Genomic DNA, 21,596 nt, shown 5'->3' with positions numbered 1-21,596 from the left:
CAGGCCGTTACCGGCCCGCACACAAAAAATCTGACACTCCCCCGTAAGGGCGGAACCATAAGCGGCCGTTACCGCAGAAATGGATATGTACCCGATCAACAAAATCCTGGCCGGCTGTCAGGCCGTCATCGCGAGCAAGCTCGCTCCCACAGTTTGATCACAGTACAACCGGGAGAGACAGGCCGGCTGTAAGCCTTAGTAACCGTTGGAGCCATAGTCAGGAGTGAACGCAAAACCAACCACCCGCTCAACCCCCGTCTCCAACCGCCCATCCGGCAAGAGCCGCAACCACCGATACCCCGGCGCCTGCCCCCCCACCGCAAAATCCTCACTCCCCGGCTCAAACTGAATACAGGTCGAAGGCGAAGCCAACAAACGAACCCCCTCACGCACCTGATCAACCTCCTGATGCACATGCCCCCACAGAACAGCACGCACCTGAGGAAACCGATCCAACACCGCAAACAGCGCCTCAGGATTACGCAACCCAATCGGCTCCATCCACGCACACCCAATCGAAACAGGATGATGATGCAGGCACACCAGGTGATGTCGCTCCGGCGCCTCGCTCAAGGCATTGGCCAACAGAATCAACTGCTCCTCAGCCAAAAACCCCGGCACAGAACCTGGCACGGCAGAATCGAGCATCGTCACCCGCCAATTGCCAATGTCCACCACCGGATCGAGCAACGTACTCTTGACCGCCGCCTCAAGCATCACCTCCGGCTCATCATGGTTACCGGGAATCCACCGCGCCGGCGCATCGATTCGCGCAGTCAACTGCCGAAACGCCTCATAGGACTCCAGCGTACCGTCCTGGGACAAATCCCCAGTGGCAAGCATCAGGTCAATGTTCGGCTGCTGCGTGAGCACCAAGTCAATGACCGCCTGCAGGCTGTCGCGGGTGTTCATGCCCAGCAACGAAGCGTCGGCCTCGGCAAACAGGTGACTGTCAGACAGTTGGACCAGCAGCGCCGTATCGGCGGTGGTCAAGGTGGATACGCTCGGCAAATCGCTCTCTCCCAGGCGCGACTACGCCATTGGATGAAGCGGCAATTATGCTGGGGAAGATCGAAAGGGGAAACCCGCGAACCGGAACCGGTTCACAACCAGTGTCCAGTTTTTGACCGGCAGCTACCGAACAACCTCGAATTCGTGGCCCAGCGCCAGGCAATGACTCAGCCATTCCCCCAGAAACAGGTTCAACTGGGCCTTTTCATCCGGTTGGTGCATCGACGCATTGGGATAAGGATAGATGCCGCGAAAACGTCGCGCATGTTCGGCGCTCACGACTTCGGCCATGCGCGCATCGTGATAGACCTGCACTTCCAGTTGCGGCACCGGCAACCAGGGCAGGCTGTGTTCCTGGCGCACTTGCAAGGTGGTGGTGTATGGGCAGGTTTGCAGCACTTCAATGGCCAGCACGCCGAGCATCTGGTCGCCATGGGTCACGGCGATGCGCCGGGGCGCGGGGTCGTTGCGCATGTCCGGCAACAAGCGCATCAGGCGGGCGTAGTTGGCCTCGCAGGCGGCCTGCAACCCGACCAGATCGACGCGATAACGGTCGCGCAGCTTGCTTAAGACCATAGCCCCCTCACTTCATCGCGATTCAAGGCCAGCCATTGCAAGGCAATGATGCTGGCCGCGTTGCAGATCTGCCCGTCGCGCACTGCTTGCAAGGCATCTTCAAAAGCCCAGACCTTCACACGAATGTCTTCGGCTTCTTCCACAAGCCCATGCAGGCCACCGGCCCCCACACTGTCGCAACGCCCCAAATAAAGATGCACGAATTCATTGCTGCCGCCCGGCGATGGAAAATACTTGGTCATCGGCCAGAGCGCAGCGAAGACAAGCCCAGCTTCCTCCTGCGCTTCGCGATGAGCAACTTCTTCCGGTTGCTCGTCCTTGTCGATCAGGCCGGCCACCAGTTCCACCAGCCAGGGGTTGGTGGTCTTGCCAATGGCGCCGACGCGAAACTGCTCGATCAGTACCACCTCATCGCGTTGCGGATCGTAGGGCAGCACGCACACCGCGTCATGACGCACGAACAGTTCACGGCTGATTTCACGGCTCATGCCACCGGCAAATAACTCGTGGCGCAGGTGGACGCGATCGAGTTTGTAGAAACCCTGAAAGCAGTTTTCACGCTTTACGATGTCCACGGCGCTCGGTGTGGCGTTGGCGAAATCGGTCATGACAGTCCTCGTTTGCAGCGGATCGATGCGAGGTTCCAGCCTCGGCTTCGCGCCATCCTAACGCGCCCGTACCGTTTGATGCAGCCCCTTTCCAGTCATCGGGATAGACGGCTGCCCTCAAAGCCACTCTAATGAGCTTAGTGGCGAACTGATTGCCCTGCCGACAGTCGAAGCGGGTAACTTTTCGCCTTTCCCTGTTTCATGAAGGACGCCCATGTCGCTTTTCAAAACCCTTTGCGTGGCCACTATTGCCCTGACCCTGGGCGCTTGCCAAAGCCTGTTCCAACCCAACTACCGCGCTCCGCTGGAAACTACCCGCGATGCCTCGGAACAACTGCAACCAGGATGCGCCAGCGCCGACTGCCCCCTGGTCAACATTGACACCCTGCGCTTTCCCGCCGAGCCGGCCTTGGACGGCATTATCGAGAAACGCCTGCTGCAAATGACCCGCACCACACCGGACGCCCCGCTGGCGCCGACGCTGGCCGCCTACCGCGAGCAGTTTTTGCGCAGCGCCGCGCCACGCAACAGCAGTTACCTGCAAGCCAAGGTACGGGAGCAGCATGACGGCTTGGTGATCATCGAATTGTCCAGTTACCTGGACACTGGCGGTGCGCACGGTACGCCGGGGCGCGGTTTCATCAACTATTCGCGCCAGCAGCACAAAGTATTGACGCTGTCGGACATGCTGCTGCCGGGCCAGGAAGAGGCGTTCTGGAAAGCCGTGCAGGTCGCCCACAACAGCTGGCTGATCAGCACCAAACTGGATCAGGAACCGGAGTTCGTGAAGCAGTGGCCGTTCCAGAAAACCCCGAACGTGGCGCTGACCTACGGCGGCGTGATCCTCAAGTACCAAGTGAGCACCATCGCGCCATACGCCCTGGGCCACATCGAACTGAAGATCGCTTACCCACGCCTCAATGGCATCCTCAAGCCCGAGCTGTTTCCCGGCCGTAGTTGAAAGCCCGGCCCAGTATCAGTTGCAGCAACCCTGCCAGGACCAGCGACGGCAGGGTGGCGCCGATGTCCGGGTAGAAGTTGGCCAGCAGGTGATAGGTGCTCACCCCGCCCAGCCAGGCCAACAGTGCCGGCCAGCACAACGCCGCTGACACGACCCGGCTGGCGCGCTTGCGCAGGATGAAGTGGTCCACCAGCACCACACCGAACAGCGGTGCGAACACCGAGCCGATCAGCAACAGGAAATTCTGATACTGCGCCAACGGCGCGAAGCAGGCGATCAAGGTGCAGACCACGCCAATCGCCAAGGCCAGGTGCTCGACTTTCAACCCCGTCAGCATGCCGCTGGACACCGCCGCCGAGTGGATATCAGCGAAGGCATTTTCCGATTCATCCAGCAAAATCAGCAGCAGCGGGATACCCAACCCGGCGCCCGCCAGGGCCAGCAACAGCGCGTTGACTTCACCGCTCGGCGCGAACGCCAGGGTGTAGGCCACGCCCAGGCTCATCAGCCAGAAATTACCGATAAAGAACCCCAGCGCGGTGCCGCCGAAGACGTTTTTTGCGCGTTTGCCGAAGCGCGAGTAGTCGGCAATCAGCGGCAACCAGGACAGCGGCATGGCTATCGCAATGTCGAAACCGACGGCAAACGGCATCGAACCATCTCCCGCCCGCGCCCACAACGCCGCCAGATCAGCCTTGGCAAACAGGTTCCAGGTCAGCCAGATGCACGCCGCCAGCAGCAGCCAGATGCCCCACTTGCGCAGGACCTTACGCACGAACGTCAGCGGCCCGCTCACTGCCAGCAGGGTCGCCAGTGCGCCGAAAAACAATGTCCACAACAGTGGGTTCGAGCCCAGGCTGCCTTCGCTAAAGGCCCGGGCGCCGAGCAGGCTGGCGGCGTCACGCATGACGATGATTTCGAATGAGCCCCAACCGATCAACTGCAGCAGGTTCAACACCGCCGGCACGCTCGCGCCCTTGCCGCCGAGGCTGAGCTTGAGAGCGGCCATGGCCGACAGGCCGGTGTCGCTGCCGATCACCCCGACGGCCGCCAGCAGCAGGACGCCCACCAGCGTGCCGAGGAAAATCGCCAGCAACGAACCGCTCAGCCCCAGGCCTGGCGCGAGCAAGGCGCCGACCTGCAAGACCATGAGGCCGATGCCGAGGGAGAACCACAGGGAAAACAGATCGCGGGCGCCGAAGACGCGCCTGTCCAAGGGGACGGCGGTGTCGGGGGAGTAGGTGCTGGGTTGGATGTTCAAAGTTGTTATCTCGGAGGGATATTTGTTGTTCTGATGATTGCTATCGCGAGCAGGCTCGCTCCCACAGGAGATTTGCGGCGAACACAAAATTTGTGAACAACCGAGATCCACTGTGGGAGCGAGCCTGCTCGCGATGACGGCGGTGAAGTCACCGCCGCCCTCAGCACCGATCAGACTTTCTTGTACAGCTGACTACCTTCCTTCTTGAACCGCTCAGCCTGTTCCGCCAAGCCCTGGGCGACATCGACATCCACCGCTTCAATGCGCTGGTTGGCCGCGTACTCGCGCACTTCCTGGGTGATTTTCATCGAGCAGAACTTCGGCCCGCACATCGAGCAGAAATGCGCGACCTTGGCCGAATCCTTCGGCAGGGTTTCGTCGTGGTACGAGCGGGCGGTGTCCGGGTCCAGGCCGAGGTTGAACTGGTCTTCCCAGCGGAACTCGAAACGCGCCTTGCTCAGGGCGTTGTCGCGGATTTGCGCGCCTGGGTGCCCTTTGGCCAGATCGGCCGCATGCGCGGCGATCTTGTAGGTGATGATCCCGGTCTTCACGTCATCCTTGTTTGGCAGCCCCAAGTGTTCTTTCGGGGTGACGTAGCAGAGCATGGCGCAACCGAACCAGCCAATCATCGCCGCTCCGATACCGGAGGTGATGTGGTCATAGCCCGGCGCAATATCGGTGGTCAGCGGGCCGAGGGTGTAGAACGGCGCCTCGTCGCAGCACTCCAGCTGCTTGTCCATGTTCTCTTTGATCAACTGCATCGGCACGTGGCCCGGGCCTTCGATCATGCACTGCACGTCATGCTTCCAGGCGATCTTGGTCAGCTCGCCGAGGGTTTCCAGCTCACCGAACTGCGCTTCGTCGTTGGCGTCGGCAATCGAACCCGGACGCAGGCCATCGCCCAGCGAGAAGCTGACGTCGTAGGCCTTCATGATTTCGCAGATGTCTTCGAAGTGGGTGTAGAGGAAGTTCTCTTTGTGGTGCGCCAGGCACCACTTGGCCATGATCGAACCACCACGGCTGACGATGCCGGTGACGCGCTTGGCGGTCATCGGCACATAACGCAGCAGCACGCCGGCGTGGATGGTGAAGTAGTCGACGCCCTGCTCGGCCTGTTCGATCAACGTGTCGCGGAACAGCTCCCAGGTCAGGTCTTCGGCCACGCCGCCGACTTTTTCCAGGGCCTGATAGATCGGCACGGTGCCGATCGGAACTGGCGAGTTGCGGATGATCCACTCGCGGGTTTCGTGGATGTGCTTGCCGGTGGACAGGTCCATGACCGTGTCCGAACCCCAGCGAATGCCCCAGGTCAGCTTCGCCACTTCTTCTTCGATGGACGAGCCCAGTGCGCTGTTGCCGATGTTGCCGTTGATCTTCACCAGGAAGTTACGGCCGATGATCATCGGTTCCAGTTCGGTGTGGTTGATGTTGGCCGGGATGATCGCGCGCCCCCGGGCGATTTCGTCACGCACGAATTCCGGGGTGATGACTTTCGGCACACTGGCACCGAAGCTGTGGCCGGCGTGTTGCTGGTCCAGCAGGCCGGCGGCGCGGGCCACTTCCAGCTTCATGTTTTCGCGGATGGCGACGTATTCCATCTCGGCGGTGATGATGCCTTTGCGCGCGTAGTGCATCTGGCTGACGTTGGCGCCGGGCTTGGCGCGACGCGGGTTGTTCACATGGGCGAAGCGCAGTTTGGTCAGCTCGGGATCGGCCAGGCGTTCCTGGCCGAAGTTGGAGCTCAGTCCCGCCAGGCGTTCGGTGTCGCCACGGGCTTCGATCCACGGTGAGCGCACATCGGCCAGGCCTTTGCGCACGTCGATGATCACATTCGGGTCGGTGTAGGGACCCGAAGTGTCGTACACCACCACGGGCGCATTGATTTCGCCGCCAAAGTCGGTGGGGGTCACGTCGAGGCTGATTTCGCGCATGGGCACGAGAATATCCGGGCGGCTGCCCTGGACATAGATTTTTTGCGAGCGGGTAAAGGGCTGAACCGATTGCTCATCGACCTTGGCCGAATCACTGAGGTTGGTCGCGTTTTTTGATTTTGTCGTCATCACGGGCTCTCCAGACACACATCCAGGCAGTGGATTTTTGTCGGAGCGAACCTGTAACGAATGGACGCGTCCCTGCACGAGAGTGCGGACGCTGTGCTTGCTGCTCGAGGATGCTCGAAAATCGAAAGTCGATTGTCGAACAACATCCCGGACGAAGCACAAGAGGACTCGCCGGGTGACGAGAAATCTTGTTCCCTACGCAGGCGCTAACCTGATCAGGTTCAACGGGATCCGAAATTATTCGATCTCAGCCTCATAGCAAGGCACCCCGACAAGAACCCGGCCAGTCTAGACATAACCACCGCAGAACGCCATCGCGACGGCAAAAGGCGTGATGAATGGCGCATATACAGGATTGTTGCCGTGCGTGCGCGCAACTACACTCGCTACGCCGCGCCTCTTGTGCGCAATCATTTGAGAAGTAGGGAACGCCTCATGCTGCGCAAACTCTCACTGGCCCTTGCCGTGTCTTGTGCGTCCAATGGAATGGCCTGGGCTGCCGAAGCGCCCTTGACCACCAAAACCGATCTGGTGAGCGTGTATCAGGAAGCGGTGGACAACAACGCCGACCTGGCCGCCGCCCGCGCCCAGTATGGCGCCCAGAAAGAAGTGGTGCCCCAGGCGCGCGCCGGGTTGCTACCCAACCTGTCGGCCGGTGCCGACCTGAACAACACCCGTACCGAGCTCGACGAGCCCGCCATGACCGCCTCCCGTAGCGGTACGGTCTACCAGGCCACACTGTCCCAGCCGATTTTCCGTGCCGATCGCTGGTTTCAGTTCCAGGCGGCGAAGTCGGTCAACGAACAAGCATCGCTGCAACTCTCGGCCACTGAACAGAACATGATCCTGCAAAGCGCCGAGAGCTATTTCAACGTGCTGCGCAGCCAGGACAACCTGGCCTCGACCAAGGCCGAAGAAGCGGCGTTCAAGCGTCAGCTCGACCAGTCCAACGAGCGCTTCGACGTAGGCCTGTCGGACAAGACCGACGTGCTGCAATCCCAGGCCAGCTACGACACCGCGCGAGCCAACCGGATCCTGGCCCAGCGTCAGGTCGACGACGCCTTCGAAGCCTTGATCACCCTGACCAACCGTCAGTACAACTCGCTCCAGGGCATCGTCCACACGCTGCCGATCCTGCCGCCGGCACCGAACGACGCCAAGGCCTGGGTCGATACGGCCGCCAAGCAGAACCTCAATCTGCTGGCCAGCAACTACGCCGTCACGGCCGCCGAAGACACCCTGCGTCAGCGCAAGTCCGGGCATGCCCCGACCCTCGATGCGATCGCCCAATACAAAAAAGGCGACAACGATGGCCTCGGTTTTACCAACCCCAGCCCTACCGGCCAGCGTTATGGTGGCGATGCCGAGCAACGCACCATCGGCCTGCAATTGAGCATCCCGATCTACAGCGGCGGGCTGACCAGCTCTCAGGTGCGCGAATCCTACTCGCAACTGACTCAGACCGAACAACAGCGCGAGGCCCTGCGCCGGCAGGTGGTGGAGAACACCCGCAACCTGCACCGGGCGGTGAATACCGATGTGGAACAGGTCCAGGCCCGCCGCCAGTCCATCATCTCCAACCAGAGCGCAGTGGAAGCCACGGAGATCGGTTACCAGGTGGGCACGCGCAACATCGTCGATGTACTCGATGCCCAGCGTCAGCTGTACACCTCGGTGCGCAACTACAACAACGCCCGCTATGACTACATCCTCGACAACCTGCGGCTCAAGCAGGCAGCGGGTACGTTGAGCCCGTCGGATCTGCAGGACCTGTCGCGCTATCTCAAACCCGACTACAACCCGGACAAGGACTTTCTACCGCCGGATCTGGCACAGGCTGCGGCGGAGCAACTGCGCTCGCGGCCGGCGCAGTAACCCCTCGGAGGGAAGCCCCCTCAGCAACCTCCTGTGGGAGCAAGCTTTGCTCCCACAGATATTCAGTCGCTCAGTCGATCAACCGCCCCAACCCCTCCAGTAACCGCTGCAACGCGCCCTGGTTGGTGCGCATCACCGCAAGCCCCGCCTCGGCCATGCGCTGGGCATCGCGGGGCAGTTCGAACAGGCGTTGTACCGCCAGGGCCAGGCTTTCGGCATCTTCGACTTCCGCCAGCGCCCCGGCAGCCCGCAGTTGCGCGGCGATTTCGAGGAAGTTGAACAGGTGCGGCCCGCTGAGCACCGGCTTGGCCAGTGCCGCCGGTTCCAGCAGGTTATGCCCGCCGTTGGGTACCAGGCTGCCGCCGACAAACGCGCTGTCGGCCAGCGCGTAGAGAAACAACAGCTCGCCCATGGTATCGCCCAGCAGCACCGAGGTCTGGGCAGTGACGGGCCGTGCGCTGGAACGCCGCACCGTGGCGAAACCTTCGTTCTCACACAATTGATGCACTGAATCGAAACGCTCGGGATGGCGCGGCACCAGGATCAGCAACGCATCGGGATAACTGGCGAGCAACCGACGGTGGGCGGCCAGCACCACCTCATCTTCGCCTTCATGGGTACTGGCGGCGATCCACACCGGGCGTTCCGTCGCTTGCCACTCATGGCGCAAGGCGCTGGCGTTTTCCAGCAGTTGCGGGTCGATGGTCAGGTCGAACTTGATCGAACCGGTGACCTCGACGGTTTGCGCCCGCGCACCCAACTGGCGCAAGCGCTCGGCCTCGGCTTCGGTCTGGACAGCGAACAGGCTCATCTCGGCGAGCATTGGCCGGGTGAGTTTGGGCAAACGTGCATAACCGCGCGCAGAACGCTCCGACAGTCGCGCGTTGGCCAGGGCAACAGGAATGCCGCGCCTGGCGCATTGATGAATATGGTTGGGCCACAATTCGGTTTCCATGATCACCGCGAGCACCGGGCGAACCCGATCGAGGAAACGGTTGGCCGCGCAGGGCAAGTCGTAGGGCAAATAGCAATGCTGGATGCGTGGCTCGTTGGCGAACAACGCCTGGATGCGCTCGGAGCCGGTGGGCGTCATGCAGGTGACCGTGATCGGCAGCTGTGGATAACGTTGCAGCAAGGCGCGGATCATCGGCGCGGCGGCAATGCTCTCGCCCACCGATACGGCGTGGACCCAGATGCCTCCCGGCACCATCACCGGCAACCCCCAGGAAAAACGCTCGCCGATGCGCCGGGCGTAGGCCGGCGCCTTGCGTGCCCGCAACCAGAGCCGAATCGCTACCAGTGGCAGCCCCAGATAAAACAATGCGCTATAGAGAGTTCTGTTCATGGCGGCGGAGTTTATCGGGTTTTCAGCCGATCGCCTGCAACTGCACGGCAAAACGTTCCGCCAGCCAGCGCGCGGCCGGGCCCAACGGCTCGTCGCGGCGCCAGACCAGCTCCACCACCAGGGCCGGCGGGGTCCACTCACTGTTGAGCTCGACCATATCCCCCAGGTACGCCGGGTACTGCACCACATGCCGTGGCAGCCACGCCCAGCCCAGGCCGCTTCTCAGCCATTCGGCCAAGACGTAGAAACTGTCGGCGCGCCAGACCTGCGGGCTGGCCTGTTCACTCCCAGGGTAGACACTGGACTGGGTCGCCATGAGCAATTGCCGATGCCGGGCCATTTCCAGGCAGGTCACGTAATCATGGCTCGCCAGTGGATGCCCCCTGCCACAGACCGTGACCATCTCGACGCTGCCCAGCACCCGGCGCTCCAGCGCTTCGGGGATCTGGTCGTGATAAAACAACAACCCCAGATCAGCGCGGCGCTCCACCAGTTTGCGCGCCACATCGCCCTGCGCGGCGCTGGCCAGTTGTACCTCGAGGGTCGGGAACCGCTCGGCCAGGGCCGCCAGGCTGTCGATGACCGGCTGATAGGGCATCGCCTCATCCTGAGCCAGACGCAACATCGCCTCCTGACCGCGCATCAGGGCCAGGGCTCGGCCATTGAGACGCTCACACTGGCGCAGCACTTCCCGCGCCTCTTCCAACAAGGCCTCGCCGGCTTCGGTGAGCTTCGGCTGGCGGCCACTGCTGCGCTCGAACAGCGTCACGCCCAGATCGGTTTCCAACAACGCAATCGCGCTGCTAATGGCCGATTGAGCCTTGCGCTGGTCCCGCGCCACGGCGGAAAACGAACGTTTCTCGGCGACACCGACAAACAGCCGCAGCTGCTCCAGATTCCACAGAACACTCATGACCCGACCTATCTCGTATGCAGATAGGTAATGACTTTACCCCATCTGACAGCGCCCTAAAATGTCCACACAGAAAGACGCACCCTTCAAGAGGATTTTCGCCTATGAACGCTTACTACTACCTGGCCATCGCCATCTGCGCCGAAGTGATCGCCACCGTGTCGATGAAAGCGATCAAAGGCTTGAGCACACCCCTGCCTCTGCTGCTGGTGATCGCCGGCTACGGCATCGCATTCTGGATGCTGACCCTGGTGGTGCGCACCGTTCCGGTGGGCGTGGCGTATGCGGTCTGGGCCGGGATGGGGATCGTCATGGTCAGCGTGGCAGCGCTGTTCATCTACGGGCAGAAGCTGGATGTGCCGGCGATGCTGGGGATGGCGTTGATTGTGCTGGGGGTTGTGGTGATTCAGCTCTTTTCCAAGACGGCCGGGCACTGAAGCTGCAAGCTGCAAGCTGCAAGCTGCAAGCAAAGGCTATCCCTCTTGCTTGTAACTTGCAGCTTGAAGCTTGAAACTTGCCGCTTCATTTCCCGCGAGGTCGCTGCATGCCATCCGTTATTTCCACCGACGTTCTGATTGTCGGCGCCGGAGTCGCCGGCCTCTGGCTGAATGCGCGCCTGCGCCGCCAGGGCTTTTCGACTGTGTTGGTGGAAAGCGCCAGCCTCGGCGGCGGGCAGAGCATCAAATCCCAGGGCATCATCCATGGTGGCGCCAAGTACGCCTTGCACGGTGCCCTCACCGGCGCCTCGGAAGCCATCGCCGACATGCCACGCCGCTGGCGCGAAGCCCTGGCTGGCGAGGGCGAACTGGATCTGTCCGGCGTGCGCCTGCTGTCCGAAGCTCACTACCTCTGGTCTCCCGGCACCCTGGCCGGCAATCTCACCAGCTTCTTCGCCAGCAAGGCCGTGCGTGGGCGGGTCGATCAGGTCAAGGGCGAGCAACTGCCGCCGGCCCTGCAAGACAAGCGCTTCAAGGGCAAGGTCTATCGCCTGGCCGAATTGGTGGTGGACGTCCCCAGCCTGCTTGCACGGCTGGCAGATCTGGCCGGCGATGGTTTGCTGGCCGGCAAAGATATCGAGCCGTTGCGCGACGGCGACGAACTGATCGGCCTCAAGGTTGATGGCCGCGAGATCCGCGCCCAGCGTATCGTCCTCAGCGCCGGGGCCGGCACCGCCGATCTGCTCAGTGCCCTGGGCCTGGAGCAACCGGCCATGCAGCGTCGGCCGTTGCACATGGTGCTGGTCAAGGGACCGAGCCTCAAGCCGCTGTACGCCCACTGCCTGGGGGGCGGGCCGAAGCCGCGCATCACCGTGACCACCCACCCGGCCGCCGATGGCCAATGGGTCTGGTACCTGGGCGGCGACATTGCCGAAGCCGACGGCGTGGCCCGCGAGCCCGCCGCGCAGATTGCTACCGCCCAGAAAGAACTTGGCCAATTGCTGCCCTGGGTCGACCTCAGCGCCGCACAATGGGCCACGCTGCGGGTCGACCGCGCCGAACCGCTGCAATCGGGCCTGACCCGCCCGGACAACGCCTTTCTCGCCGAACAGGATCGCCTGCTGGTGGGCTGGCCGACCAAACTGGCCCTGGCCCCGGACTTTGCCGATCGAGTGATCGCCACGCTACAACGCGATGGCATCACCCCCAGCCATCCGGCGCCATTGCCGGACCTGCCGAAACCGCCCATGGGCATCCCGGCCTGGGAGCAACTGCTGCCATGAGCCAACCGACCCTGCACGACTTGCATCGCCCGCTGGGCAATAACGGCCCGCGGGTTTCACCCCTGGGCCTGGGGACCGTCAAGCTCGGCCGCGACCAGGGGGTCAAATACCCCAACGGTTTCCAGATTCCCGATGACGACGAAGCGCGCATGCTGCTCAAACTGGCGCGTGACCTGGGCATCAACCTGATCGACACCGCGCCGGCCTATGGCCGCAGCGAAGAACGCCTGGGCCCGTTGTTGCGCGGCCAGCGTCAGGATTGGGTGATTGTCAGCAAGGTCGGTGAAGAGTTCAGTGACGGCCAGTCGCACCACGATTTCAGTGCCGCCCACACCCGACTCTCGGTGGAACGCAGCCTCAAGCGCCTGGAAACGGACTACATCGACATGGTGCTGGTGCACTCCGACGGCAACGACCTGGCGATCCTCAACGACAGCGAGGTCTACCCAACCCTGGCGGCGCTCAAGCGCGAGGGCAAGATCGGCGGCTTCGGCTTTTCCGGCAAAACCGTCGAGGGCGGTTTGAAAGCCCTGGAGCAAGGCGATTGCGCGATGGTCACCTACAATCTGAACGAACGAAACGAGAAGACTGTCATTGACTACGCAGCCTTGCATGGCAAGGCCATTCTGGTGAAGAAAGCCTTGGCCAGCGGTCACGTCTGCCTGAACCCGGGTGTGGACCCGGTCCGGGCCAGCTTCGAACTGTTGTTTGAACATCCCGGTGTCGCCAGTGCTATTGTCGGCACCATCAATCCGCTGCACCTCGCCCATAACGTCGCGACCGTAGCCAAGGTCCTACGTAAAAACTGACGCCGCCCTGCGCGGCCTTAAGGAAGGAGCCGACATGCCGCGCACGCTCATCAGAAAAAACCCCAGCAACTTCAAGACCCTGCCCCTGTTCGTCGAAGCGACACCCGAAGGCCTGACTTACCAGAGCGTCGGGATGCCATTGAATTTTTCCCAGACCTTGCAGCGGCGCCGTCCGGTGACGGTGGAGGACCCCGAGCGTTTTTCCCTGGAACTGGCAAACCTTGGTGTCTCGGTGCGCCTGACCCTGCACTGGCAGAACCGCGACTATTGGGTGCTGGTGCGCCAGCGTCGACAAGACCGCGGCGACGTGGTGCTCAAGTTGATTTCCGGTTATGTCCCGGCCCATGAGCTTAACCTGCCGCTGCTCACCGCCATCAGTGAAATTGCCGAAGAATGCCTTCTGGAAACCCCCGAGGGCTGGCTTGGTGGACGCTTCAATGACACCTGGTTGCCCGCGCCCTACGCCACCGCCCTGCATTATCGTGAAGCCTTGCCGTTTCGCCTGACGCCGCTGTCCGGTTCGGCCCGCCCAGTGCGCAGCGCCAACCTGCAACTGATCGAGCGACCACGCGCCTACGTGCACCTGCCGACGGCCTCGCTGCAACTGATTTACGATTTGCGCCTGGATGTGCCCAAGGAAGCCAAGTCCCTGAGTCTGTTTCATGTGGATGAGCGCCTGGAGGGAGACCAACTGGTGGCGCGCCTGGACCGCAAGCGACCCGATCTTTACCTGATGCCGCTACAGGACGGCCAACCCTTGCCCGAGCTGTACACCTTGAAGAAGGATCAACTGTACCCGGCCAGCACCCGCGGGCTGTACCTGGCGGAGAGTTTTGCCAGGCAGGACGGCTGGCTGGTACGAGACGAGCGGATTCGCTGGAAGGATTGGCTGCACCAGCAAGGGCTGACGCCACCGGGCAAGGAGTCGGGGCTGACCCGGCTGAGGGGCAAGGCCCGGCAATTGCTCAAGAAGATCGTGCCGCGCAAGGTGGCTCGTTAACGTCATCGAGTTGATGATGGGCCCTATGGGAGCGAGCCTGCTCGCGATGGCGTTGGACCCGTCAGCCTCGATTTGGCTGACACATCGCTATCGCGAGCAGGCTCGCTCCCACAGGTTGGCGCATTGCCTGACACATTGTCACCAGCAAAGGCTCAGTGATTGCGGATCTTTTCCACAATCGCCGTCGTCGAGCTGTTTTCCACCAGCCCCAACACCTTCACAGTGCCGCCGTAGGCCGCGACAATGTCCGCTCCCACGACCTGATCGATCCCGTAATCACCGCCCTTGACCAGCACATCCGGCTTGACCTCGCGCAGCAGGTTTTCCGGCGTGCCTTCGCTGAAGCTGATCACCCAATCCACCGCGCCAAGACCAGCCAGGACCGCCATGCGCCGGTCGACGCTGTTGATCGGCCGCCCAGGTCCTTTGAGACGACTCACGGATGCATCGTCGTTGACCGCGACGATCAGGCGATCGCCCTGGGCCCGGGCCTGCTCGAGATAGGTCACGTGGCCGGCATGCAGGATGTCGAAGCAGCCGTTGGTGAAAACGATTGTCTCGTTGTGGGCACGGGCGTCGTCGACGGCCAGCAGCAATTGCTCCAGGCCCAGCACGCCCCGCTCGGAGCCTTCTTCGCGCTGGATCGCGCGGCGTAGCTCCGGGGCGCTGATGGCGGCAGTACCGAGCTTGCCGACGACAATGCCCGCCGCCAGGTTCGCCAGGGCCACCGCATGGGGCAGTTCCTCGCCGGCGGCGATGGCCGCGGCCAGGGTGGAAATCACGGTATCGCCGGCACCAGTCACGTCGAACACTTCACGGGCACGCGCCGGCAGGTGCAACGCCGGATGATCGGGACGCAGCAGGGTCATGCCATGTTCGCCACGGGTCACCAGCAAAGCGCCGAGGTCGAGGTCTTGCATCAGCTGTGCGCCTTTGCTCACCAGTTCGTGCTCATCGGCGCAACCGCCGACGATGGTTTCGAATTCGCTGAGATTCGGCGTGATCACGCTCGCGCCGCGGTAGATCGAGAAATCCTTGCCCTTGGGGTCAGCCAGTACCGGAATGCCACGGGCACGAGCGGCCTGGATCAGCGCCTGATGGTTTTTCAACGCACCTTTGCCGTAGTCCGACAACACCAGCACCTTGACGCCTTCGAGCAGGTTATCGACCTCCGCCCCGAGGGCCAGGGGATCGGTGGCGAACGGTTCTTCGAAATCGATCCGCAACAGTTGCTGGTGACGGCTCATGACCCGCAGCTTGACGATGGTCGGCTGGTGCGCAACCCGCTGGAAAATCGCCCGCACGCCGGCGCCATTGAGGCTATTGGTCAGGCTGTCGGCGGCTTCGTCGTCACCGGTCACCCCCACCAGAGAGGCCGGCGCACCAAGGGCGGCGATGTTCAAGGCAACGTTGGCGGCACCACCGGGACGGTCCTCGATGTGTTCGACCTTGACCACCGGAACCGGCGCCTCAGGGGAAATCCGTGAGGTACCGCCATGCCAATAGCGGTCGAGCATGACATCGCCGACCACCAATACAGGGGCTTGATCGAATCGCGGCATGGACAACTTCATGGAGCATCCCACATACAAAATGAACAGGGCCGCGATATTAGCACAGGGTTGAGGAAGGCTCTTGCATGGCTGTAAGCGGATGCGACAGCAGTTCTGGAGTCAGCGCTGCAGCAATGCCCACAACCGCTCGCAGGCCTCGCTCAGCGCTAGCTCGCCCGTGTCGATATCGCAATCGGGCTCCAGGGGGGCTTCGTACGGGCTGTCGAGACCGGTGAAATTTTTCAACCGTCCGGCCCGCGCTTCCCGATAAAGCCCCTTGGGGTCACGCAGGGCACAAACCTCGAAAGACGTGCTGACATAGACTTCAAGGAAAGCACCCTCGGGAAACAACTTGCGTGCCGCTTCGCGGTCGGCGCGAAATGGCGAAATGGCCGCAACGATGACAATCAGTCCGGCGTCGACCATCAACCGTGCCACTTCGGCGATACGCCGGACGTTTTCCTTGCGGGCTTCAGACGTCATGCCCAGGTCGCTGCACAAACCTCGGCGCAAGTTGTCGCCATCAAGCAGACAGGTATGAAGACCACTGCCGTGAAGCCGTACTTCCAGCGCATTGGCCAGTGTCGACTTTCCCGCCCCGGAAAGTCCGGTCAACCATATGCATCGCGGCTGCTGGGATTTGATCGCCGCCCGGGCCTCGGGAGAAATCGAGAGCCCATGCGGCTGTTGTAGCGAGACCTTTACCGTTCCATCCATAGCCGAGCCTCTCGCGAATATTGGAATCGCGCAAAACCGAAATCAGGCGAAGGTACCTTTCGTCACGTCGTCGGTGCCATCGATGAAATCCTTCTCATGCAAGCGGGCGTATAAACCGTTCAGTGCCAACAACTCTGAATGAGTACCTCGCTCGACAATACGCCCCTTGTCCATCAGCAGGATCAAGTCAGCCTTCTCGATGGTAGACAAGCGATGGGCGATCACTAGGGTGGTGCGTCCCTTCATCACTTGGTCAAGAGCTCCCTGGATGTGGCGCTCAGACTCGGTGTCGAGGGCCGAAGTGGCCTCATCCAAAATCAACAGGGGAGCGTTCTTGAGCAGGGCCCGAGCGATCGCCAGGCGCTGGCGCTGACCGCCGGAAAGCAGAACACCGTTTTCGCCCACCAAGGTGTCGTAACCCTGAGGCATTTGCTCAATGAATTCGGCCGCGTAGGCGTCTTCGGCAGCCTTGCGCACGTCCTCGAACGGGGCGCCTGCCAGGTCACCGTAGGCAATGTTGTTGGAAACGCTATCGTTGAACAGGGTGACCTGCTGAGTCACCAGGGCGATGTGACGACGCAAGTTAGTCAGCTTGTATTGCTCGACGTCCAAACCGTCGAGCAGGATCTGACCTTTGTCGTGATGATAAAAGCGCGGAATCAGGTTGGCCAAGGTCGACTTGCCGCTGCCTGAGCGCCCTACCAGCGCGATCATTTGCCCTTCTTCTGCGGTAAAGGAAATGTCGTCGAGCACGAGTTTTTCGGTGCCTGGGTACTGGAAGCTCAGGTTGCGCACCTCCAGGCGACCGTTTACACGAGCGATTTCCTGAGTCCCCGTATCCACTTCCGGCTCTTCGTCTAGTTGCTCGAAAATACTGTCCGCTGCCGCCAATCCTTTCTGGATCGTGGCGCTGACTTCCGACAGTTGACGAATGGGCTTGGGCAGCAAACCCGCAGCAGTGATGTAGGCGACCAGCTCACCGGCAGAAGCATCGCCGCGAAGATAAAGCACCAAGTACATCAGTACGGCCATACCAATATAAATCACCAGTTGCAGCATCGGCGTATAGATCGACTGGGTGCGGGTCATGCCCAGGCTGCGGTTCATATTGTCAGCACTGGCCTTGTGGAACCGTTCGATTTCGTAGGCTTCACCGCCAAAACTGCGAACGACACGGTAGCCCTGGATCGTCTCCGAAGCCACATGGGTCACATCACCCATCGCCACCTGGATTTTCTTGCTCTGCTTGCGAAATTTCTTGCTCGCGCTACTGACCATCAACGCGATGAAGGGAAGGATCGCCAGCAAGACGAGCGTCATTTTCCAGTTGCTATAAAGCAGGTATCCGAAAAGGAATACGACGGTCAGGCCTTCGCGGATCACCACTTTGATCGCATCGGTGGCAGCACCGGTGACCATGGTCACGTTATAGGTAATGCGTGAAATCAGGTGCCCCGAGTTATGGTTGTCAAAATAGCGGTTAGGCAGGGTCAGCAAGTTGTCGAACAGGGCGCAACGCAGGTCATGAACCACGCCACGGGCGACCTTGGCCAAATAGTAGTTACCTAGAAATGAGCCTATGCCTTGATAGACAGCAATGAGCACGATCAACAATGGCACGCCAAGCACCAGTGAAATCCCCATAAACTGGGTGTCGCTGGGCTTTTGCAAAGCGTCGAGAAAGTGCTTGAGCATGTCCGCCAGCATCGGTTGACTGGATGCGAACAGCACGAAGCCGATGATACTGATGGCAAAAGCTCCCCAATAAGGGAGCACGTATTTCAGCAACCGCAGGTAAATCTTCATGCTCGATTGCTGGTCGGGATTGGCCATTCGGTGCGCCTCGGACATTTGAAAAGAGAGACAAGCTGCGGATTGTAACAGCGAACCCATTACAACATCGGCTCAGTCAGGACGGCCGCCAAAAGCACAGAGACAGTGTTCGCATCAGCGCCGCAGGCATCAAGAAACGGAAGCGCTTTGCTTGGCGTCTGTAGTTGCCGTTTTCCCACGAGCAGCCAATACGATACTCACGGCGATCGGCAGCCATGTGATCAACCAGTCCGCGTTGGGTTTGAGCCAAAGACCAATGCCATCCGTCAGTAACGATGCCCCGGAAAAAACCCACAGCGCCAGCAACATTTGCCCCAGCGGTTGCGCTCGCGAAATCCAACCACGCCAACCAACCGCCAGCCACAGCCATCCGAATAACAGCAGACCAGGAACACCGAGGCGCACGCCGATATCCAGGAAGAGGTTATGGGGGTGCTTGAATGAACGTCCGATTTCAGGGATCGGGATGAGATATTCATGGAATCCTAGCCCCAACGCCCAGTGTTCCAGTAGCAATTGAACGCCGCCGCTCCATAGCTCCGGACGAAAGGAAACACCACGCTGGAGAAGGATCTGTGGCTTGTACAGAGCAACAGATGCCACGCCCAGGATTACCAGAAAGATCAAGGCGGCCCACAAGCGTGACGGTCGCGCCGCCCCCATTACAAGTAGACAGGCCAACAAACCGATCCACACACCGCGCGTCTGACTGAAGCCAAGGAACAGGGCATACCCCAGGGCCGGAATCAGCAACAACACCATTACGCGGGGGCTGAACCGTTTGGTCTGAAACGTGAAGGCGCCAATAATCGCCAAGGCCCCCACTGCATGCGCAGCCATGATCGCTGCGTCCCACAAGCCTATGGCAATCACCCGAGCGTTGAATGGCTTGACGGACAGTTGATAGAAGTAGACCCACGAAGCCGCTGCAAAAAAACCTCCGACAATCGATGCGTACAGCAGCATGGACTCGAACCGCCACTTACTGTTCTGTGCAGCCAATAATACGCCCAGCAGAGTTAGCGCAGCGTAAAGTGTCACCTTGCTCTTGCCGAAGACGTCATCCCCCCCCTGCAGCGCCAATACCAGTAGGGTCCAGGCCACAAACAGGATGAAGAGCAGACATTCCGGCTGCCTGAGCAATGAGCGAAAATCCCGACGAAACAGCGCCAACAAGGCGGGTAGCCACAATAGGAAAATCAAACTCTGGTGATAAAGCTTGTTACTCGGTAGTACCCATGCTCCACACAGCAGTATCAGAAATCCGGTCGATGCCCACAACGTCAGTACATCTTTGTCGATGAGCCTTCTCACTGCTGCTAGCACTCGGTTTTCCCCAGCATTCTGTTAGCGACCCGCTGCAACTGGGCGTTGTCGGCATTTTTCCAGCCGCCCTTGATGCAATAGTGTTCAGAGAGGTAGTGAAGGAAGTTGCGTCTCAACTGATCGTTGAGCGGCCATTGCGCAAACGCGCGCGCCAGCCCCATTAGCTGCTCGGCATTATCGGCGTGCATCACCAACCCCTCGATATTGAAGAACGCCTGGCCCAAGGTCAGCACCGGCTTACCCAAAAGCAAAGCCTCAAGGCCCACCGTTGAGTTCAGCGTGACCACAAACTGACTGGCCTCGATCAATTGCTGGGTGGAGTTGCCATTGGCGAACAACAGACGAGCGTGAGTGCGTTCATGCAAATCTGGATAGTGCTGGCGGCTGGATGGATGTTCTTTGAAGACCACTGTCAAACCGGTCTCGTCGGCCAGGCGCTCACCCAGGGCAAACATCTCCCGCATGTTCCGAACCCAAGGAGAAAACAACCGAACCTGACTATCGCGGTCATCCTGAAACGGAATAAAGACGAATTGCTCAGGTAATACTATTGGGGGAGGACCGCTGGCACGGGGCTTACGAGGAATCAGGACAGGCGCCGCCTGATGGTCAGGCACGGGATAAGGATAATTGAGATAAAAATCGACCTCACGCGGAACGGCGTTCAGGAAATTCACACCCTGGGGGTCAACGGTCGTGGTGTCGGGTAACAAGCCATTCTCGAAGAAGAACGTCTTACACCCAGGCGCAGCCAACGCCATTAACAGTTGGCAGTATCGATGTCCCCCATTCCAGAATACCAGCACATCGGGACGCTCGCGGTCGAGCAGGGCCTGGACACGCAACGCAACCCAGAGGAGTTCCAGACGTAACAATAAGCGATACAAGCGACCGGTGCTCTTATTCTTGACGCGCCGTTCCTCGCATTTTCTTTCGATCAGGTTTGGGCTGTCGATTCGCGAAAGCACCCTGGATACTCGTAAGGATCTTGGCCAGGGCATCTCTGAAGGAGTAACGACTGTACCTTGTAGCTCGGTCTCATTAAGCAATCGATTGAAATAAAGCCCCTGATGCTTGGCCAGGGAAATGAACAGCATTTTCGTCATAGGGTGTCCAGAAAGTAGGCCGCATTCACCTACCAAAGTGTTTCATAACCGCCGTGCGACCAGTCCGCAGACATTAACATCCCGCTATTCAACGGCCCGCGCATAGGAGACTGCCAACATGAATCAAAAGATAACTAGTCGGTGGCAATGCCCGGGCAGCCCGCGCAAACAGGGGCATGCACCTCCTGAAAATTGGCACGACTATACCACAGCGGTTTTTTGCAGCATGCACACTGCGGTAACATACCCGGCTGCCCACCACGGGCATGCCTTGGAGCCTTGATGCAAACGCTCGATCACATTTCTTACCTCAACATGCGCGAAGACGCTGACGTTCTCGAAGCCGACGGCAAAGGGGACAAAGTTCTGCGTCTTGCCGATGGATCGATACTCAAGCTATTTCGCCGTAAACGCCTGCTGACCTCTGCCCTCTGGGCACCCTACGCCAAGCGCTTCGCCGACAACTGCAGAGCACTGCAGGAACGAAAAATCGAGTGTCCGAAAATTCGCCGGATTTATCGCATCCCCAGTATCGAGCGCGATGCAGTGCATTACGACCCATTGCCTGGGCGAACCCTGCGTCAGTTACTCGGCGTCGAGGGGAATGATGATCTTCGCGCACGGCTGGGCGAATTCATTGCCGGCCTACATGAAACCGGCATCTACTTTCGCTCCGCACATCTGGGCAACGTGGTATTGACGCCCCACAACACGCTTGGACTGATCGATGTCGCAGACCTGCGCTCTCAATGCAAGCCTCTGCGCAAAGGCCTTCGCCTACGCAACTTCAAGCATATATTGCGCTATCGCCAAGACCGCGAATGGCTGCTCAAGGACAACCAATTTCTTGAGCACTACCTGAACAATCAACACGTCTGCAGCGAGCGTGAACTGAACCAGGTGCTCAACCCCTGAGCCCCCA

The 21,596-nt window shown here is 60.5% G+C and carries 19 protein-coding genes and 1 riboswitch; of the genes, 7 read left to right on the top strand and 12 right to left on the bottom strand.

What is annotated here, in order from left to right:
• Positions 1-195: 195 nt before the first annotated feature.
• The 3 genes from cpdA to MKS85_RS20750 form a co-directional block, all read right to left on the bottom strand.
• Positions 196-1,011: a 3',5'-cyclic-AMP phosphodiesterase gene (gene cpdA / locus MKS85_RS20760; RefSeq protein WP_310663119.1), complete on the bottom strand. Its 816-nt coding sequence runs from the start codon at positions 1,009-1,011 to the stop codon at positions 196-198.
• 123 nt (positions 1,012-1,134) lie between these two features.
• Positions 1,135-1,587: a DUF1249 domain-containing protein gene (locus MKS85_RS20755; RefSeq protein WP_047225883.1), complete on the bottom strand. Its 453-nt coding sequence runs from the start codon at positions 1,585-1,587 to the stop codon at positions 1,135-1,137.
• Complete coding sequence (locus tag MKS85_RS20750) at positions 1,578-2,195, bottom strand: NUDIX domain-containing protein (RefSeq protein WP_139048582.1); 618 nt, start codon at positions 2,193-2,195, stop codon at positions 1,578-1,580. The genes MKS85_RS20755 and MKS85_RS20750 overlap by 10 nt, the downstream gene beginning before the upstream one ends.
• 214 nt (positions 2,196-2,409) lie before the next feature.
• Between MKS85_RS20750 and MKS85_RS20745 the strand changes: the two genes are divergently transcribed.
• Positions 2,410-3,156 (top strand): DUF3298 domain-containing protein, encoded by a 747-nt coding sequence (locus tag MKS85_RS20745; protein ID WP_139048583.1) that lies wholly within the window; start codon positions 2,410-2,412, stop codon positions 3,154-3,156.
• Here the strand turns inward: MKS85_RS20745 and cytX are convergent.
• Together cytX and thiC are read right to left on the bottom strand one after the other, a co-directional pair.
• Positions 3,125-4,417 carry a putative hydroxymethylpyrimidine transporter CytX gene (gene cytX / locus MKS85_RS20740; protein ID WP_188252206.1) on the bottom strand — a complete coding sequence of 431 codons (1,293 nt, stop codon included), beginning with the start codon at positions 4,415-4,417 and terminating at the stop codon, positions 3,125-3,127. The genes MKS85_RS20745 and cytX overlap by 32 nt on opposite strands.
• Positions 4,418-4,587: 170 nt before the next feature.
• Positions 4,588-6,477, bottom strand: coding sequence for a phosphomethylpyrimidine synthase ThiC (gene thiC / locus MKS85_RS20735; protein ID WP_188252205.1), 1,890 nt, complete (start codon positions 6,475-6,477; stop codon positions 4,588-4,590).
• Positions 6,478-6,652: 175 nt separating this feature from the next.
• Positions 6,653-6,758: riboswitch (TPP riboswitch) on the bottom strand.
• A gap of 154 nt (positions 6,759-6,912) precedes the next feature.
• On the opposite strand from thiC, the gene MKS85_RS20730 reads away from it, so the two are divergent.
• Positions 6,913-8,352: a TolC family outer membrane protein gene (locus MKS85_RS20730; protein ID WP_139048584.1), complete on the top strand. Its 1,440-nt coding sequence runs from the start codon at positions 6,913-6,915 to the stop codon at positions 8,350-8,352.
• A 70-nt stretch (positions 8,353-8,422) separates the two neighbouring features.
• Here the strand turns inward: MKS85_RS20730 and waaA are convergent, their stop codons facing one another.
• Together waaA and MKS85_RS20720 are read right to left on the bottom strand one after the other, a co-directional pair.
• On the bottom strand, positions 8,423-9,697 hold the full coding sequence (waaA, locus tag MKS85_RS20725) for a lipid IV(A) 3-deoxy-D-manno-octulosonic acid transferase (protein WP_188252204.1): 1,275 nt from the start codon (positions 9,695-9,697) through the stop codon (positions 8,423-8,425).
• A gap of 22 nt (positions 9,698-9,719) precedes the next feature.
• On the bottom strand, positions 9,720-10,610 hold the full coding sequence (locus tag MKS85_RS20720; RefSeq protein WP_047225890.1) for a LysR family transcriptional regulator: 891 nt from the start codon (positions 10,608-10,610) through the stop codon (positions 9,720-9,722).
• 104 nt (positions 10,611-10,714) lie between these two features.
• Here MKS85_RS20720 and MKS85_RS20715 point away from each other — a divergent pair, with 104 nt between their 5' ends.
• The 4 genes from MKS85_RS20715 (at position 10,715) to MKS85_RS20700 (ending at position 14,139) form a co-directional block, all read left to right on the top strand.
• A complete protein-coding gene (locus MKS85_RS20715; protein WP_047225891.1) occupies positions 10,715-11,047 on the top strand; it encodes a multidrug efflux SMR transporter in 333 nt (110 codons plus the stop codon).
• Positions 11,048-11,154: 107 nt separating this feature from the next.
• Positions 11,155-12,330 carry an FAD-binding oxidoreductase gene (locus MKS85_RS20710; protein ID WP_047225892.1) on the top strand — a complete coding sequence of 392 codons (1,176 nt, stop codon included), beginning with the start codon at positions 11,155-11,157 and terminating at the stop codon, positions 12,328-12,330.
• Positions 12,327-13,139, top strand: coding sequence for an aldo/keto reductase (locus MKS85_RS20705; protein ID WP_047225893.1), 813 nt, complete (start codon positions 12,327-12,329; stop codon positions 13,137-13,139). The genes MKS85_RS20710 and MKS85_RS20705 overlap by 4 nt, the downstream gene beginning before the upstream one ends.
• Before the next feature lie 34 nt (positions 13,140-13,173).
• Positions 13,174-14,139, top strand: a complete 966-nt coding sequence (locus MKS85_RS20700; protein ID WP_188252203.1) for a metal ABC transporter ATPase — start codon at positions 13,174-13,176, stop codon at positions 14,137-14,139.
• 152 nt (positions 14,140-14,291) lie between these two features.
• Here MKS85_RS20700 and hldE read toward each other — a convergent pair whose 3' ends face one another.
• The 5 genes from hldE to MKS85_RS20675 form a co-directional block, all read right to left on the bottom strand.
• Complete coding sequence (gene hldE, locus MKS85_RS20695; protein WP_047225895.1) at positions 14,292-15,713, bottom strand: bifunctional D-glycero-beta-D-manno-heptose-7-phosphate kinase/D-glycero-beta-D-manno-heptose 1-phosphate adenylyltransferase HldE; 1,422 nt, start codon at positions 15,711-15,713, stop codon at positions 14,292-14,294.
• 99 nt (positions 15,714-15,812) lie between these two features.
• Positions 15,813-16,409 carry an adenylyl-sulfate kinase gene (cysC, locus tag MKS85_RS20690; RefSeq protein ID WP_139048590.1) on the bottom strand — a complete coding sequence of 199 codons (597 nt, stop codon included), beginning with the start codon at positions 16,407-16,409 and terminating at the stop codon, positions 15,813-15,815.
• A gap of 42 nt (positions 16,410-16,451) precedes the next feature.
• Entirely contained in the window at positions 16,452-18,242 is a 1,791-nt protein-coding gene (gene msbA, locus MKS85_RS20685) for a lipid A export permease/ATP-binding protein MsbA (RefSeq protein WP_409078021.1), read from the bottom strand.
• A 129-nt stretch (positions 18,243-18,371) separates the two neighbouring features.
• Positions 18,372-19,568 (bottom strand): O-antigen ligase family protein, encoded by a 1,197-nt coding sequence (locus tag MKS85_RS20680; protein ID WP_188252201.1) that lies wholly within the window; start codon positions 19,566-19,568, stop codon positions 18,372-18,374.
• Entirely contained in the window at positions 19,562-20,674 is a 1,113-nt protein-coding gene (locus tag MKS85_RS20675) for a capsular biosynthesis protein (RefSeq protein ID WP_139048593.1), read from the bottom strand. Before MKS85_RS20675 ends, MKS85_RS20680 begins: the two co-directional genes overlap by 7 nt.
• Before the next feature lie 282 nt (positions 20,675-20,956).
• On the opposite strand from MKS85_RS20675, the gene MKS85_RS20670 reads away from it, so the two are divergent.
• Complete coding sequence (locus MKS85_RS20670; RefSeq protein ID WP_188252200.1) at positions 20,957-21,589, top strand: toluene tolerance protein; 633 nt, start codon at positions 20,957-20,959, stop codon at positions 21,587-21,589.
• The last annotated feature ends 7 nt before the right edge of the window (positions 21,590-21,596 follow it).

This window comes from Pseudomonas sp. JL2, assembly GCF_031570495.1.
Taxonomy (GTDB): domain Bacteria; phylum Pseudomonadota; class Gammaproteobacteria; order Pseudomonadales; family Pseudomonadaceae; genus Aquipseudomonas; species Aquipseudomonas rhizophila.
This window is presented reverse-complemented; position numbering and strand designations above follow the sequence as displayed.

What these genes read in the sequence shown, in the direction of transcription:
- MKS85_RS20755 (WP_047225883.1), bottom strand. Translation starts at nt 1,587, where the DNA reads ATGGTCTTAAGCAAGCTGCGCGACCGTTATCGCGTCGATCTGGTCGGG.
- MKS85_RS20750 (WP_139048582.1), bottom strand. Translation starts at nt 2,195, where the DNA reads ATGACCGATTTCGCCAACGCCACACCGAGCGCCGTGGACATCGTAAAG.
- MKS85_RS20745 (WP_139048583.1), top strand. Translation starts at nt 2,410, where the DNA reads ATGTCGCTTTTCAAAACCCTTTGCGTGGCCACTATTGCCCTGACCCTG.
- thiC (WP_188252205.1), bottom strand. Translation starts at nt 6,477, where the DNA reads ATGACGACAAAATCAAAAAACGCGACCAACCTCAGTGATTCGGCCAAG.
- MKS85_RS20730 (WP_139048584.1), top strand. Translation starts at nt 6,913, where the DNA reads ATGCTGCGCAAACTCTCACTGGCCCTTGCCGTGTCTTGTGCGTCCAAT.
- waaA (WP_188252204.1), bottom strand. Translation starts at nt 9,697, where the DNA reads ATGAACAGAACTCTCTATAGCGCATTGTTTTATCTGGGGCTGCCACTG.
- MKS85_RS20720 (WP_047225890.1), bottom strand. Translation starts at nt 10,610, where the DNA reads ATGAGTGTTCTGTGGAATCTGGAGCAGCTGCGGCTGTTTGTCGGTGTC.
- MKS85_RS20715 (WP_047225891.1), top strand. Translation starts at nt 10,715, where the DNA reads ATGAACGCTTACTACTACCTGGCCATCGCCATCTGCGCCGAAGTGATC.
- MKS85_RS20710 (WP_047225892.1), top strand. Translation starts at nt 11,155, where the DNA reads ATGCCATCCGTTATTTCCACCGACGTTCTGATTGTCGGCGCCGGAGTC.
- MKS85_RS20705 (WP_047225893.1), top strand. Translation starts at nt 12,327, where the DNA reads ATGAGCCAACCGACCCTGCACGACTTGCATCGCCCGCTGGGCAATAAC.
- MKS85_RS20700 (WP_188252203.1), top strand. Translation starts at nt 13,174, where the DNA reads ATGCCGCGCACGCTCATCAGAAAAAACCCCAGCAACTTCAAGACCCTG.
- hldE (WP_047225895.1), bottom strand. Translation starts at nt 15,713, where the DNA reads ATGAAGTTGTCCATGCCGCGATTCGATCAAGCCCCTGTATTGGTGGTC.
- cysC (WP_139048590.1), bottom strand. Translation starts at nt 16,409, where the DNA reads ATGGATGGAACGGTAAAGGTCTCGCTACAACAGCCGCATGGGCTCTCG.
- msbA (WP_409078021.1), bottom strand. Translation starts at nt 18,242, where the DNA reads ATGGCCAATCCCGACCAGCAATCGAGCATGAAGATTTACCTGCGGTTG.
- MKS85_RS20675 (WP_139048593.1), bottom strand. Translation starts at nt 20,674, where the DNA reads ATGACGAAAATGCTGTTCATTTCCCTGGCCAAGCATCAGGGGCTTTAT.
- MKS85_RS20670 (WP_188252200.1), top strand. Translation starts at nt 20,957, where the DNA reads ATGCAAACGCTCGATCACATTTCTTACCTCAACATGCGCGAAGACGCT.